Origin of the sequence: Flavobacterium oncorhynchi (assembly GCF_002217355.1) — a bacterium.
GTDB lineage: Bacteria > Bacteroidota > Bacteroidia > Flavobacteriales > Flavobacteriaceae > Flavobacterium > Flavobacterium oncorhynchi.
On record NZ_MUHA01000007.1, the window covers coordinates 163,987 to 177,766 of the forward strand.

At 33.9% G+C, this 13,780-nt stretch carries 13 protein-coding genes and 1 pseudogene; 4 read left to right on the forward strand and 10 right to left on the reverse strand.

Annotated features, from left to right (window positions below; genetic code table 11):
* Positions 1-74: 74 nt before the first annotated feature.
* From B0A75_RS06190 to B0A75_RS06215, 6 genes and pseudogenes are all read right to left on the reverse strand, one after another.
* Positions 75-773: a CoA transferase subunit A gene (locus B0A75_RS06190; RefSeq protein ID WP_089053428.1), complete on the reverse strand. Its 699-nt coding sequence runs from the start codon at positions 771-773 to the stop codon at positions 75-77.
* Positions 774-940: 167 nt separating this feature from the next.
* Entirely contained in the window at positions 941-3,247 is a 2,307-nt protein-coding gene (locus B0A75_RS06195) for a penicillin-binding protein 1A (protein WP_089053429.1), read from the reverse strand.
* A 9-nt stretch (positions 3,248-3,256) separates the two neighbouring features.
* Positions 3,257-3,736 (reverse strand): gliding motility lipoprotein GldH, encoded by a 480-nt coding sequence (locus B0A75_RS06200; protein ID WP_089053430.1) that lies wholly within the window; start codon positions 3,734-3,736, stop codon positions 3,257-3,259.
* Positions 3,720-5,084, reverse strand: coding sequence for a PSP1 domain-containing protein (locus B0A75_RS06205; protein WP_089053431.1), 1,365 nt, complete (start codon positions 5,082-5,084; stop codon positions 3,720-3,722). Before B0A75_RS06205 ends, B0A75_RS06200 begins: the two co-directional genes overlap by 17 nt.
* Before the next feature lie 177 nt (positions 5,085-5,261).
* Positions 5,262-5,492: a ferredoxin gene (locus B0A75_RS06210; RefSeq protein ID WP_089053432.1), complete on the reverse strand. Its 231-nt coding sequence runs from the start codon at positions 5,490-5,492 to the stop codon at positions 5,262-5,264.
* Positions 5,492-5,713, reverse strand: a pseudogene (locus B0A75_RS06215) (U32 family peptidase); the annotation flags it as partial. The gene B0A75_RS06210 and the pseudogene B0A75_RS06215, both read right to left, overlap by 1 nt.
* A 227-nt stretch (positions 5,714-5,940) precedes the next feature.
* On the opposite strand from B0A75_RS06215, the gene B0A75_RS06220 reads away from it, so the two are divergent.
* From B0A75_RS06220 to B0A75_RS06235, 4 genes are all read left to right on the forward strand, one after another.
* The gene (locus tag B0A75_RS06220) at positions 5,941-7,191 is read left to right on the forward strand and encodes a hypothetical protein (protein ID WP_123872331.1); all 1,251 of its coding nucleotides are present in this window, start codon (positions 5,941-5,943) and stop codon (positions 7,189-7,191) included.
* A gap of 24 nt (positions 7,192-7,215) precedes the next feature.
* The gene (locus B0A75_RS06225) at positions 7,216-7,728 is read left to right on the forward strand and encodes a hypothetical protein (protein WP_089053435.1); all 513 of its coding nucleotides are present in this window, start codon (positions 7,216-7,218) and stop codon (positions 7,726-7,728) included.
* Positions 7,729-7,794: 66 nt separating this feature from the next.
* Complete coding sequence (locus tag B0A75_RS06230) at positions 7,795-8,739, forward strand: DUF6175 family protein (RefSeq protein ID WP_089053436.1); 945 nt, start codon at positions 7,795-7,797, stop codon at positions 8,737-8,739.
* A gap of 18 nt (positions 8,740-8,757) precedes the next feature.
* Positions 8,758-9,714: a hypothetical protein gene (locus B0A75_RS06235; protein WP_089053437.1), complete on the forward strand. Its 957-nt coding sequence runs from the start codon at positions 8,758-8,760 to the stop codon at positions 9,712-9,714.
* Positions 9,715-9,842: 128 nt separating this feature from the next.
* Here B0A75_RS06235 and B0A75_RS06240 read toward each other — a convergent pair whose 3' ends face one another.
* From B0A75_RS06240 to trhO, 4 genes are all read right to left on the reverse strand, one after another.
* On the reverse strand, positions 9,843-10,073 hold the full coding sequence (locus B0A75_RS06240) for a ferredoxin (RefSeq protein ID WP_089053432.1): 231 nt from the start codon (positions 10,071-10,073) through the stop codon (positions 9,843-9,845).
* Complete coding sequence (locus B0A75_RS06245; RefSeq protein WP_089053438.1) at positions 10,073-11,314, reverse strand: peptidase U32 family protein; 1,242 nt, start codon at positions 11,312-11,314, stop codon at positions 10,073-10,075. The genes B0A75_RS06240 and B0A75_RS06245 overlap by 1 nt, the downstream gene beginning before the upstream one ends.
* Positions 11,315-11,679: 365 nt before the next feature.
* A complete protein-coding gene (gene tnpA, locus B0A75_RS06250) occupies positions 11,680-12,111 on the reverse strand; it encodes an IS200/IS605 family transposase (protein ID WP_089053439.1) in 432 nt (143 codons plus the stop codon).
* Between the two features lie 26 nt (positions 12,112-12,137).
* Positions 12,138-13,496, reverse strand: a complete 1,359-nt coding sequence (trhO, locus tag B0A75_RS06255; RefSeq protein ID WP_089053440.1) for an oxygen-dependent tRNA uridine(34) hydroxylase TrhO — start codon at positions 13,494-13,496, stop codon at positions 12,138-12,140.
* Between the last annotated feature and the right edge of the window lie 284 nt (positions 13,497-13,780).

Genomic DNA, 13,780 nt, shown 5'->3' on the forward strand with positions numbered 1-13,780 from the left:
TTTGGAAATTAGACAATTAGATAATGCCAAGCGTTGCACTATCTTAATAATTATCTAATTATCACATTTTCTAATTATCTAATTCTAACAGTGCGCTGCTCGATTCTTTTTTCAAATTTTTCTCCTTGAAAGATGCGCTGTACCATAATTCCGGGAATATGAATTTGATTCGGATCTAAAGTCCCAACTGGAACTAATTCTTCAACCTCTGCAATTGTAATTTTACCCGCACCAGCCATACAAGCATTGAAGTTTCTGGCAGTTCCTTTAAAAATCAAATTTCCAGCTTCGTCGCCTTTCCATGCTTTTACAATGGCAAAATCAGCTTTAAAAGCTTGTTCCATAATGTGCATTTTACCGTTGAATTCTCGAACTTCTTTTCCTTCAGCAACTTCGGTTCCGTAACCTGCAGGTGTAAAGAAAGCTGGAATTCCAGCTTGTGCCGCACGACAGCGTTCTGCCAAAGTTCCTTGTGGCGTTAATTCAACCTCCAATTCTCCTGAAAGCATCTGACGCTCGAACTCCGCATTTTCTCCCACATAAGATGAGATCATTTTTTTGATTTGTTTTTTTTGCAAAAGCAATCCTAAACCAAAATCATCAACGCCGGCATTGTTCGAAATACAAGTTAAATCTGAAATTGTAGTTTCTACTAAAGCAGCAATAGTATTTTCAGGAATACCGCATAGACCAAAACCACCAAACATAATTGTCATTCCAGTTTTTATTCCATCAATTGCTTCCTGAACATTATTTACTTTTTTTGTTATCATAACAAAGGGTCTTTATTATCGTATATTTTTGATAAAAATAAGATTTTTAGATTAATTTATATCGATTTCGTAAAAAATAAAATCAACCAATCCAAAAAAAAATCCTTTTGCGTTTTTCAAATCTGAAAGCCGCAAAAGGATATTTTATATTTTAAAAAGAGACTAAATTACAATTCGAATTCGTCTGTATTTTGCTCTGTTTGTGTTGTGTCTTTTACAACAGCAGGTCTGCTGTAACAATCTACTTTTATAGAAAGATTTGCTGGACGTTCAAATTCTGATTTAGAAATCTGAAGCCCTGGATCTGCATAACAAAGTTTCATGAAATAACCCCAAATTGGCAATGCTGCTGTAGCTCCTTGTCCGTATGTTAAACTTTTAAAACGAGCCGAACGATCTTCACAACCTACCCAAACTCCAGTTACTAAATTCGGAACCATTCCCATAAACCATCCATCTGACTGATTTTGTGTTGTTCCGGTTTTACCTGCAATTGGATTTTTGAACATATACGGATATCCTGTCCATCTATTATCACCACTTCCTCCGCCTTGCGTACGCAAACGAGCACCAGAACCAGTTTCTGTAACCCCTTCTAACAATTTGATTACGGCAAAAGCAATATCTTTATTTAAAACGTCATGAGATTCTGGAATTGGTTCGTAAATAACCTCTCCGCTTTTATTTTCGATACGGCTTAAAAATTGTGGTTTTACATATACTCCTTGATTCGCAAATGTACTGTAAGCAGCCACCATATCTTCAACTGTAATATCAACAGCTCCAAGAGCAATAGATGGTTGCGCAGGAATTTCGGTTTTTACACCTAATTTATGTGTTAATTCAACAACAGCTTCTGGACCAGTTCTATCAATTAATTTTGCTGAAATAGTATTGATCGAGTTCGCTAAACCTTGTTTTAAAGTAACCATTCCGCGGTATCTGTTGTCAGAGTTTCTTGGTTCCCAATCTGCTGTAACATTATGACGTCCTTTGTGAATCATAAATGGTCCATCTAGAATTGAATCACAAGGAGACATATTTAATTGTTCAATTGCAGTTGCGTAAACAAACGGTTTAAAAGTAGAACCAACTTGTCTTGCTCCTTGCCCAACGTGATCGTATTGGAAATATTTATAATTAATTCCCCCAACCCACGCTTTAATATTTCCAGTTTGCGGCTCCATAGCCATCATTCCTGATTGTAAAAAATGCTTGAAATAACGAATAGAATCTAATGGCGTCATTACAGTATCACGTTCTCCTTTCCAAGTAAAGATGCGCATTTTTGTTTTTACTTTAAATGAAGCAATAATATCATCTTCGCTTTTGTCCATTTCTTTCATCTGAGCCCAACGAACAGAGTTTTTCATTGCCTGCATTATAATACGATCAGTCTCAGCTTGCGTAATGTTTACGAAAGGTGCATTTTTATTGGTTTTCATTTCAATAAAAAATTGCTGCTGCAGATTTTTCATGTGCTCAGAAACTGCTTCTTCGGCATGTGCCTGCATTCTTGAATCGATCGTAGTATATATTTTTAAACCGTCTTTGTAAATGTCATAATCTGACCCGTCAGGTTTTTTATTTTCGGCAACCCATTTTTTCATGTAATCACGAAGGTATTCTCTAAAATAAGTAGCTGTTCCTTCACGGTGGCTTTCTAATTTGAATTTTAAAGCAATTGGCAAAGCTTGTAATCTCAACTTTTCAGCTTCAGTAATCATTTTTGCTTTTTCCATTTGAGAAAGCACTACGTTACGACGATTTTTTACTCCTTCTGGATTACGAACTGGGTTGTATAATCCTGAGTTTTTGAACATTCCAACTAAAATAGCTGATTCGTCCATAGTTAAATCTTTCGGATCTTTTGAGAAATAGGTTTGCGCAGCAGAACTAACTCCTACTGAATAATTTCCAAAATCATAAACGTTGCAATACATTGCCAAAATTTCGTTTTTGGTATATTGACGTTCCAAACGAATGGCGATAATCCACTCTTTTATTTTTTGTACAATTCTAAAAGGAAGAAATTTAGAACCTTCTCCATGAAATAATTGTTTTGCAAGCTGTTGAGTTAATGTACTTGCTCCTCCATTTGTTCCTAAACTAAATACCGCTCTCAAAGTTCCTCGCCCGTCGATTCCTGAATGTTCATAAAAACGAGCATCTTCGGTTGCAACCAAAGCTTCAACCAAACTTTTTGGCAAATCTGAATATTTAAGCTGTGATCTATTGGTTTTAAAATACTTACCAATTACAACTCCATCAGAAGAAATAATCTCGGTTGCCAAATTAGAATCTGGATTTTCCAAATCTTCAAATGAAGGCATCGAGCCAAAAAGTCCCCAAGAAGCAAATAAAAAGAAAGCCAGAACACCTAATAAGGAATAGGCAAAGACTCTCCAGAACTTCTTTTTATAATAATTAATATCCTTTACGCTATTTGTTTGATTGTTTTTCTTAGCAGCCATAACTATTTTCTAATCTTTTTGTTCTATTCTAAAACCTACATCTGTAATACCATCTAAAGCTTCAACACCAGGTATTTTTCCTGACTCTCTAACCGCTTGTTTAATATGAACTTTGTAGGTTCCTTTAAACTTTACATCTTCTTTGTAAAAAAGTTTACTTTCTTTAATATCACTAAAACCGTTTCCTAAAAGAGTTCCATCAGGATTTGCCATTTGATATTCTAAAGTATCCACTTTTGTAAAACCACTTGGTGTTTCTAAAGCTACAATTAAGAACAGATTATTAAACGGATAATTGTTGTTGTCTCTCAAATTTACAAACAAATTGTATTTTTTGGTAGAATCTAAAACTGGCAGATCAAAAGTTATAATACTGTCTTTGTGCCAAGCACTTCCAACAGATCTATACTCATCGAACACTCTTTTTTTATCGCACGAAAAAAGAAGTATCGCTGCCAAAAAAAGAATTCCGCTATTTTTTATTCTCATTTTTTGTAATAATTATAGGTTTTCTAGGTTCAGCCGTTTTATTTTCATTTGAATTTGGCTTATTCGAATTACTTCCTTTATTCGGATTTTGCTGCTTATTCTGATGATTTGGCTTATTCGGATTATTCCCTTTATTTGGTTTATTCGAATTTCCTCCAGCAGGTTTATTATTGGCTTGCTGTGCTTTTTCAGGAGCTGCAACAATCGCATTTTCAGCATTTGGCTTACGCTTGCGATTTGGTTTTTTCTTTCTTTTAGGCTGATCAAAACGAGTTAAACTTTCTTGACCCATTGCATTATTAAAGTCTTTTTCAGGTTCTGAAGTCACTTCAATTGCAAAATCTTCTAATGAAGAAACTTTGTTTTTCTGTTTATTTTCAGCTATAATTTCTTTTACCTGATCAATTTTTAAAACGTGCCAATTTGCAAAATTATTGGTATAAGCAAACCACATTAATCCTTTAAAAATATCTTGTTTCTGACAGATAGCATCTCCTTTTTCAGTCACTAATTTAGTGTCGTAATCTGGAAAATCCTTCAATGCATCCATGTAAGTATCTAGCTCATAGTTCAAACAGCATTTTAGTTTACCGCATTGTCCCGCTAATTTCTGCGGATTTAATGAAAGCTGCTGATAACGCGCTGCCGATGTATTAACACTTCTAAAATCTGTTAACCAAGTTGAACAGCAAAGTTCTCTTCCGCAAGACCCAATTCCACCCAAACGAGCAGCTTCCTGACGGAAACCTACTTGTTTCATCTCGACTCTTGTGCTAAATTCTTTTGCAAAATCTTTAATCAAAAGTCTAAAATCGACTCTGTCATTTGCCGTGTAATAAAAAGTCGCTTTTGATCCGTCGCCTTGAAATTCAATATCTGAGATTTTCATCTCCAATTTATGCTGAATTGCCAATTCACGTGCACGAACTTTCATTGGTTCTTCACGATCACGAGCTACAGACCAAATATCAATATCTTTTTGAGATGCTTTTCTATAAATCTTAGGAACTTCGTTACTATCTGGATTTACTCCTTTTTTCTTCATTTGAATTTTTACCAATTCTCCTGTCAAAGTAACAATTCCAATATCATGTCCTGGCGAAGCAACAGTTGCTACAATATCACCAATACTTAAACTTAATTTTTCTGAATTTCTAAAAAATTCTTTACGTCCGTTCTTAAAACGAACCTCAACACAATCAAAAATCACCTCTCCATTAGACGGGCTCATGTTCGAAAGCCAATCAAAAACCGTCAATTTATTGCAGCTGTCGGTGCCGCAAGTCCCATTATTTTTACAACCCTTTGGTGCGCCGCCATCAGAGGTTGAACAACTTGTACATGCCATAATTATATATGTAGTGCTGCTAAAATGCAGCTTAAGTTCATAAACGTTTGATCGGTAAAGATAGTATTTTTTTTATTTTGCTTTTTATCGTTTGAGTTATAAGACGTCTAAAATAAAAAAACCTCTTCTGTTTAACACAAAATAGTTTTTTTTAAGCTTTTTTTAGGCTGAATATATCTATGTCTCTTTTACCGTAATAATCTTTACTGGACAAGCTTTTGCCGCTAATTCGCAGCTTTCAACAATACTATGATTTGGAGTTTTTAATGTAAAAAAGCCTTTTGCATTCACAGAATGAATCAAAACTGATTTTCCGTCCTTTTTTGACATTTGAAAATGTACTGGATCCATTTCGACGCAGTAATTACATCCAATACATTTATCTCTTTGTAAAGTTACGATAACCATTACGCTTCAACAATTTTATATAATTTGTCCGACATTCTGATTCTAAATGGAAGTTTAAAAGTACAATCGTCTCCTTTTGTTGCTTTTTCGGCTTCGAGATCATTTACAAACATTTCGTCAATAATCATTTCCTGAGCGCCGGTACTTGGTCCGGTTATGAGAATTTTATCCCCAATTTTAATATCGTAAGCTTCTATTTTGAATTGTCCTACATTGGCTTTCGAGATGTTTTTCAATATGACTCAAGTTTTAACAACATTTTCTTCAACACCCTAAGTTAGATTTCAACATTAAAAAAACCTATTCTGTTGTTTTTATACCCTATTGAGTACTTTCCTACAAATTTCTTTACAATACATTTACATATTTTTCTGACAAATTCTAGTTAACAAATCAGAGAAAATTAATTTATTCACGCAGAATCTATCTGTAAAACATGAAAATTTTTATGAAATTAAAGCAAGTATTAGTTGCAATGGTATTAATTGCAAGTTCAAGTAGCTTTGCACAGGCGGGCAAAGATATTAATGATGTAAAATATCGCAGAAGTTCGCTTCACACGATTTTAATTGAATCAAACAACTTTCCTAAAAAAGACCAGGTTATAGGAGCTTATTATAATGCGCCATTCCCAGACAAATATGATGATCATCAGATCGGAGAAAAATCATTTGACCCAAAAAAATATGGCTTAACTGACGATACGTCAGATGAAAAAATGATTCCGGTTATAAACAAATATTTTACAGACAACAAAATAGCCAATAAGTTAGTTGCTAAATGGTTTAACAGAAAAGCCAACGGAACATTTGACATCAAGTTAGTAAGTGAAAGGGGATTAATCAACGCTTCTTTTACAGATATAAAAACTGCCGAAGCTTCATCTGAAGGAAAAGCGCTTTTAGAGTCTGCGGGATTAGAACTAATAGGTAATACGTTTGTGGTAGTTTCAAAAATGAAGTTCATCGAAAACGAACCTGTAGCAAGAGCAGCTAGAGAGGCTGCCTACGTAGCAGCAAATAAATTAACGATTGCTTTAGTTAGAAATAAAGCAATTGATGTAGCTGATAAAGCTTATGAAAGAGCAAAAGAAGGCTATTCTGTTTGGACAACTTCTTATTTATACAAACTAAAATGGGATGACGATACTAGTAATACCTTTTACCAAGATTACTGGATCGACAGCTCTACAACGGGAAATCTTGCAGAAAAAAAATCAAAATTTGACAGATCTGATTTGTTTCAATTGGAGCTTATTGGTTCAGAAAGTTCTACAAGTCTTGTAACTTTTTCATTAAACGGAAAAAGAACAGAAAATCAAATCATCAATCTTGCCGTTGCTAGAAATGTAGATAACGTATATGCAAAGCTTCAGAAAAAATATGATGTATTTAAAACCAAAGTTCCATTGTTTACTGGAAATCCAATAACTGCAAAAATTGGAATAAAAGAAGGTTTGGAACCTGGAGATAAATTTGAAGTATTGGAAGCAAACATGGATCCTAAAACAGGAATTATAGAGTATAAAAGAAAAGGAACTATTAAAGTTTCTAAAAATAGAATTTGGGACAATCGTTTCTCAGGTGGACTGCCACTTTTAGATGATGATGGAAATGAAATTAATTCGGCACTGGAAGCGACCACTTTTGAAGGTGGGGGAAAATACTATCCTGGAATGCTGATTAGACAAATCAATTAATATTAAACCTAAAATTAAAAAATAATGCAAAATTTTAAACGCAGTATCACACTTGTATTATTAGTGCTGATTTCAACTTTTGGAATTGCACAACAACGAAAAGCAAATAAAGATACAGAGGCTTGGAGATACGAGATTGAAGCAGTTCAAACCGGAACTCAAGGAACCTATCTGATAAAAGTTTGGTCATATTCTAAAAAACCAGAAATTGCCACAGAACAATCTAAAAAGAATGCCGTGCACGGTGTAATATTTAAAGGTTTTCCTGGCAAAGCGGGTGTTCCTAGCCAAAATCCTCTTACGAACAATTCCAATTTAGAAGAAGAAAAAGCAGATTTCTTTAAAAGCTTTTTTAGCGATGGAGGCAAATACATGAAGTTTGTTTCCTTATCTAATGATGGAGCAGTTGCCGCAGAAGACCGAATGAAAATTGGAAAAGAATATAAAATTGGAGTAATCGTTTCTGTAAACGTGGCAGAATTAAGAAAAGATCTCGAAAATTCAGGAATTATTAAATCGCTGACAAGCGGGTTTTAAAGTTGAAAAAACTCTTTGAAAACTTTAAAAAAATAATTCATTCAATAATTTAAAAACCGTACATAAATGAAAAAGATAATCTTAATTCTTACTTTATTTTTAAGCGTTTCAGCGATAAAGGCACAAGCAAAAAAACCAACGATAATGGTGGTTCCAAGCGATGTTTGGTGTAACCAGCGTGGGTATATGCTTGAATATGACAATCAGGGATCAATTGTAAAAGTTCCAGATTACAAAACAGCGCTTCAAGAGAACTCTAATCTTTTAATTGCCATCAGCAAAATAAATGAATTGATGGCTACAAGAGGCTTTCCTTTAAAAAATCTGGAATCTGCATTAAAATCCTTGGAAAGCGAATCTGCAGAAGACGCAATGTTAAATAGCAAATCTAGCGGAGCCTCTGTTGCTGAAAGTCCAATAGATAAATTAAAGAAAACGGCAAAAGCCGATATTATTATGCAGATTACATGGAATGTCAACACTATGGGGCCTAAACATTCTGTTACGTTTAATCTTCAAGGTTTAGATGCATATACAGATAAACAAATCGCTGGAGCATCTGGAACTGGAAATGAACTTATAGGTTCTAATTTGCCTGTAATGTTAGAAACTGCCGTTTTATCACATATGGATAATTTTAATACGCAACTGATGAGCCATTTTGATGATATGTTTGCCAATGGAAGAGAAATCATCCTGAGACTTAAAAAATGGGATTCATTTAAAGGGGATTTTGAAACTGAATATGGTGGAGACGAACTAGGAAATCAAATTGATAACTGGGTAAAAAACAACACAGTAAAAGGTCGTTATAATGCTACCGATTCTACTGAAAACATGATGCTTTTTGAACAAGTAAGAATTCCGCTTTATGACAGTGACGGAAAAGCAATTGATGCAAAAGGATGGGCTAAAGGACTTCAAAAATATTTGAAAGATACTTATAAAATAGATTCTAAGTTAATGACAAAAGGGCTTGGTCAAGCTTCTATTATAGTTGGAGAAAAATAATCTAAATATCTAAAAAAGATGAAAAAGTTACTTTTAATATTGCTGGCACTTCACTTTAGTGGAGCAAAGGCTCAAAATTCAAGTGCTTCTGATGCAAGCTCACAGATAGACATTACTGCATACGTACCTGATCAGATTGAGGGCTTAACAGACATAGCAAGAAACAATCTTGAAAATAAACTTTCTCAGATCATTACATCAAGTGGCTTGGGGGTAAGTTCCGAAAATTCAAGATTTATTATTACTGCAAATGTTGTTGTATTAACAAAAGATATCACGCCAACAGCTCCGCCTATGCAGGCTTATACTTTAGGTGTAAATCTTTACATTGGTGACGGTATGGAGGGCATTAAGTTTTCCAGCTGTTCTATTACTCTGAAAGGTGTTGGAGAAAATGAAACAAAAGCATATATGTCGGCTTTAAAAAATTTAAAAGTAGACGATCCTAAATATCAGGATTTTATTGCAAAAGCTAAAGTGAAAATTGTAGATTACTATAATCGTAAATGTGATTTTATTATAAAAGATGCGAAATCAATGGCTAGTCAGGGTCAGTATGAGGCTGCATTATTTAAATTAGCTACAATTCCTGATGCTTGTAAAGTTTGTTATGACAAAAGTCTTCCTGTTTCAAAAGTAATTTACAAACAGTATATAGATAATGATTGTAAAGTAAAACTAAATCAGGCAAAAAACATTTGGAATACTAGTCAGGATGAATCAGGAGCATATACGGCAGGAGAATATTTAACAGAAATAAGCCCAAATGCTGCATGCTATAACGAAGCAAAAGCTTTTACAGACAAAATAGGGGCTAAAATTCTAGCAGACAACAACAAAGCCTGGAGCTTTAGAATGAAAGTATACCAAGATGAAGTTTCTGCTGATAAAGCTGCCTTAAAAGCGGAAAGAGATATTGCTCTTGCATATGCTAAATCAACATCTGTAAATTACATTGTAACAGGTTGGTGGTAAAATTTATTTTCTAATATTTTTATAGTTTAGTTATCTTATAATCCCACAAGTTTTGCTTGTGGGATTTGTAATTTAAATAAAACCTTTTAAATGCTGATTAGAAACGGAATGTCATTATTTTATTAACTCTAAGTTTCCTTAACCGTAATAATCTTTACTGGACAAGCTTTTGCCGCTAATTCGCAGCTTTCAACAATACTATGATTTGGCGTTTTTAATGTAAAAAAGCCTTTTGCATTTACAGAATGAATCAAAACTGATTTTCCGTCCTTTTTTGACATTTGAAAATGTACTGGATCCATTTCGACGCAGTAATTACATCCAATACATTTATCTCTTTGTAAAGTTACGATAACCATTACGCTTCAACAATTTTATATAATTTGTCCGACATTCTGATTCTAAATGGAAGTTTAAAAGTACAATCGTCTCCTTTTGTTGCTTTTTCGGCTTCGAGATCATTTACAAACATTTCGTCAATAATCATTTCCTGAGCGCCGGTACTTGGTCCGGTTATGAGAATTTTATCCCCAATTTTAATATCGTAAGCTTCTATTTTGAATTGTCCTACATTGGCTTTTGGAAAATAGTGCGTTCCTTTTCCAACATACACTTTTTTCTGTGTTGCTGCAGAACCCGGAATAGCACTCCATTCTCCTAATTCCTGACCCAAATAATATCCTGACCAGAAACCGCGATTATAAACGGTTTCTAAAGCCTGCATCCAAACTGTTACTTTTTCTTTAGAGAAAGTTCCGTCATAATAAGCGTCAATAGCTTCACGATAAGTTTTAATAACCGTTGCTACATATTCTGGCGCACGACCACGTCCTTCGATTTTTAAAACCTGAATTCCCGAATCGATAACCTGATCTAAGAAATCCAGCGTGCATAAATCTTTTGGCGACATCATGTATTCGTTATCGAGTTCAATTTCAAAACCAGTTTCCTGATCGATTACGGTATATTTTTTTCGGCAGTTTTGTTTACAGGCACCACGATTTGCAGATGAATTATGTGAATGTAAACTCAAATAACATTTTCCTGAAACTGCCATACACAAAGCACCGTGACCAAAAATTTCGATTTCGACTAAGTTTCCGTTTGGACCTTTTATCTGTTCTTTTTCAATCTGAGCCGTAATATTTTTTACTTGACGCAAGCTTAATTCTCGGCTTAAAACCATTGTATCAGCAAATAAGCTGTAAAATTTTATGGTTTCTATGTTCGTTACATTCAACTGTGTTGAAATATGAACTTCCATTCCAATTGATCTTGCCATGGCAATTACAGCTTGATCAGAAGCAATTACCGCCGTAACGTTGGCTTCCTTCGCTTTAGTCAATAATGTTTTTACGACAGATAAATCATGATCGTAAATAATTGTATTTAATGTAAGATAACTTCTAACTTTTTTTGCCTCGCATCGATTCGCAATTTCTTTTAAATCGTCAATAGTAAAGTTCACCGTCGAACGTGCGCGCATATTAAGCTGTTCAACTCCAAAATATACGGAATCACAACCATTATCTAAAGCAGCCTGAAGTGACTCAAAGTTCCCTGCGGGAGCCATGAGTTCAATTGTATTGGTAAGTGTCATTTTGATTTTATTATTCCAATGACAAAAATAATGTGGATATAGATTAGATTCCTATGATTTATATCATAGTCTATATTTTAAAAATTATTCGTAGAAGTATTAATAATCGTTATCGATATCCGTTGTGTTCCTGCGGTTGAAACCGCACGCTATGTTTTTCTTTACCTATTGTTTGTCAATATAGCCCGTGGTTTCAACCACGGGGAACGTATTATTTGAAAATTCAATTTTGAAAAATATATAATCGTTACGGATATACGTTGTGTTCCTGCGGTTGAAACCCCAGGCTATATTTTCTTGACGTCGTATATTTCAATATAGCCCGTGGTTTCAACCACGGGAAACGTATTGTTTAGTCAAGTATTCTACTTATCTAATCCATGTAATTTTACAAACTCATCAAATTCATCTTGTCCATTTTTCTTAAGATGATGTTGTTTTTGATTTTTAATGTAATTGTAAACAGCCTCTAACTGAGATTCACTGACAGAAAAGGCTGCAAAGCCAGCTTGCCAGGCAAATTTTTCAAGGATAAATTTTCCTCTATTCATAAAATGAGAAGAACTTCCTTTTATTTGCTTTACAATGTCTGATATTGTTTTTTGTGGATTTTGTAAAAATAAAACATGCACATGGTCAGGCATTCCATTAATGATCCTAACAGGACATCCAAGTTCACTTAACTCCTGCCAAATGAAATCATAAAGTTGTTTTTCAATTGAAAAACCAATTAATTCCTGCCGATTTTTGGTTGCCCAAATTGCATGAATCCATAATTTGGTAAAGGATTGTGACATAAATAAATTAGCATAAAAAATTTATGCTAATTTACAATTTTATACAATTTATCTGACAATCTAATTCTAAAAGGAACCTCAAAAGTAACTTTATCACCAATTTTAGCCGTTGCAGTTTCTGCTCCGTCAACAATCAGCTTTTCTAAAATCATTTCCTGATTACCTGTTGTTGGTCCCGAAATTAAGATTTTATCACCGCGGTTTAACTCTTGGTTTTCAATAGTAAATTGTCCCACTTGTGCTTTTACGTAGTAATGTTCTGCTTTTCCAAGAAGTACTTTTTTTACTTTTACTTTCTGACGAATATCAACTGGTTTTTCTGCAGCACCCAAAGCTGAATTCGGTAATTCTCCTGAATGTTTAAATTTTAGATTTTCAGATTTTCCCTTTCTAAACACTTTGTTTCCAACTTGTTTTCCAGTTCTTAAACGAACTTGGTCTACTAAAGGCATATGAATAATCTCTAAACATTCTGTAGAACAACAGTTTTCCATTGCGGCTTTACAATCGTCACATTGAATAAACAATAAATGACAGCCGTCATTTTCGCAGTTTGTGTGATTGTCGCAAGGTTTTCCACATTGGTGGCATTGCGAAATAATGTCATCCGTAATTCTTTCACCAAGACGATTATCAAATACAAAGTTTTTTCCAATGAATTTGCTTTCTAAACCTTCAGCTTCAATTTGCTTAGCATAATTAATAATTCCGCCTTCTAACTGAAATACGTTTTTAAAACCTTGGTGCTTAAAGTATGCACTTGCTTTTTCACAACGAATTCCTCCAGTACAATACATTACCAGATTTTTATCTTCTTTATGGTTTTGAAGTTGATCGTTGATTATTGGCAGACTTTCTCTAAAAGTCTCAACATCTGGAGTAATGGCATTTTTAAAATGACCTACTTCGCTTTCGTAGTGATTTCTAAAATCAACAACAATCGTGTTTGGATCATCTAAAATCTCGTTGAATTCTTTGGCTTTCAAGTGAATGCCTATATTAGTAACATCAAAAGTATCATCATTTAAACCGTCGGCAACGATTTTATGGCGAACTTTAATAGTTAATTTTAAAAAAGAATGGTCATCATGTTCTACAGCTTCATTTAAGCGAATGCCTTTCATGAAATCATAAACTTCAAGAGTTGCTCTAAAAGCCTCCAAATTTTCCTCAGGAATACTCATTTGAGCATTAATTCCTTCGTTAGCAACATAAATTCGACCTAAAGCATCAAGTGCGTTCCAGGCTAGAAATAAATCATCGCGAAATTTTTTGGGATCTTCAATTTTTGCATACGCATAGAAAGACAACGTAAGACGTTGTTTACCTGCATCATCGATCATGATGGCTCTTTCTTCTGCGCTCAAAGTGTTGTACAGTTGCATGCTATAAACAGTTTTAAGTTAAGAATATATGTGATTTTTAAAATCTGCTGCAAAAATAAGGTTTATTTTCAGATTAAAAATTCTATTAACATTTTATCTGTTTTTTTTCATTAAAGAATCGGAGCAATTCATGCATTTTCTCTTTACCATTCTTCAAAACCACCGTAATTACTGATTATCAAATAAATACAGTCTTTACAAAGTGAGATAAAATGAAATATACTTTTTTTACTTTTTTATTAAAAAAATGTTAACTTAGCTATGGACTTAATTGGTTTTTAATT